This is a genomic window from Bradyrhizobium sp. STM 3809, assembly GCF_000239795.1.
Classification (GTDB): domain Bacteria; phylum Pseudomonadota; class Alphaproteobacteria; order Rhizobiales; family Xanthobacteraceae; genus Bradyrhizobium.
In genome coordinates this window covers 1-1,164 of sequence record NZ_CAFJ01000105.1, presented here as the reverse complement: position 1 = coordinate 1,164, position 1,164 = coordinate 1, and the positions used below count along the sequence as shown (strand labels likewise).

The 1,164-nt window shown below is 65.9% G+C and carries 1 protein-coding gene; it reads left to right on the top strand.

All coding sequences use genetic code 11. The annotated features are described in order from the left end of the window. The coding region (gene gltX, locus BRAS3809_RS05465) for a glutamate--tRNA ligase (protein ID WP_035655377.1) at positions 1-1,071 on the top strand (1,071 nt) is incomplete at its 5' end. Positions 1,072-1,164 lie beyond the last annotated feature (93 nt).

Below are 1,164 nucleotides of genomic sequence, written 5' to 3'. Positions count from 1 at the left end.
GAGGGCCGCACCCGGCTCTACGACGGCCTATGGCGCGACCGCGATCCCAAGGAAGCGCCCGAAGGCGTCAAGCCGACCATCCGGCTGCGCGCGCCGCTGACGGGCGAGACCGTGATCGAGGATCAGGTGCAGGGCCGCGTGGTCTGGCAGAACGAGAATCTCGACGACCTCGTGCTGCTGCGAGGCGATGGCAATCCGACCTACATGCTGGCCGTCGTGGTGGACGACCACGACATGGGCGTCACCCACGTCATCCGCGGTGACGATCATTTGATCAACGCCGCGCGCCAGAAGCAGATCTACGATGCGCTGGGCTGGACGGTGCCGTCGATGTCGCACATCCCGTTGATTCACGGGCCCGACGGCTCGAAGCTGTCGAAGCGCCACGGCGCGCTCGGCGTCGACGCCTACCGCGCCATGGGATATCTGCCGTCCGCGCTGCGCAATTACCTGGTGCGGCTCGGCTGGAGCCATGGCGACCAGGAGATCTTCTCGACCGAGCAGATGATCGAGGCATTCGACCTGCCGGCGATCGGCCGATCGGCGGCGCGCTTCGACTTCGCCAAGCTCGAAAACCTCAACGGCCACTATATCCGCCACAGCGACGACGCCGCGCTGGTACGCCAGTTCGAGGACGTCCTGAACTACGTGCCGAACGGCGCCGCGCTGAAGGCCAAGCTCAACGAGGCGACGCGTGCGCAGCTGACGCAGGCGATGCCGAGCCTGAAAGAGCGCGCCAAGACATTGCTGGAGCTGATCGACGGCGCCGCCTTCATCTTCGCCGACCGGCCGCTGCCGATCGACGCCAAGGCAGCCGCCCTGCTGACGCCGGAGAGCCGTGCCTTGATCGGCCGGCTGCACGAGGCCCTTTCGGCCGTCGACCCGTGGAGCGGCCCGGCCACGGAAGCCGCGTTGCGTGCGTTTGCGGAGGCTAACAATCTCAAGCTGGGCGCGGTGGCGCAGCCGCTGCGCGCGGCGCTGACCGGGCGAACCACCTCGCCCGGCATTTTCGACGTTCTCGCCATTCTGGGGCGTGATGAATCCTTGGGCCGCCACCAGACCACCTCATAAGGTCTCATTAACCCCCATCTTGCAGCGCACATTGCAATACGATACGCAGTTGTGCGGCACAAATTGGTATCCTGGGCTTTGACATCCGTCACA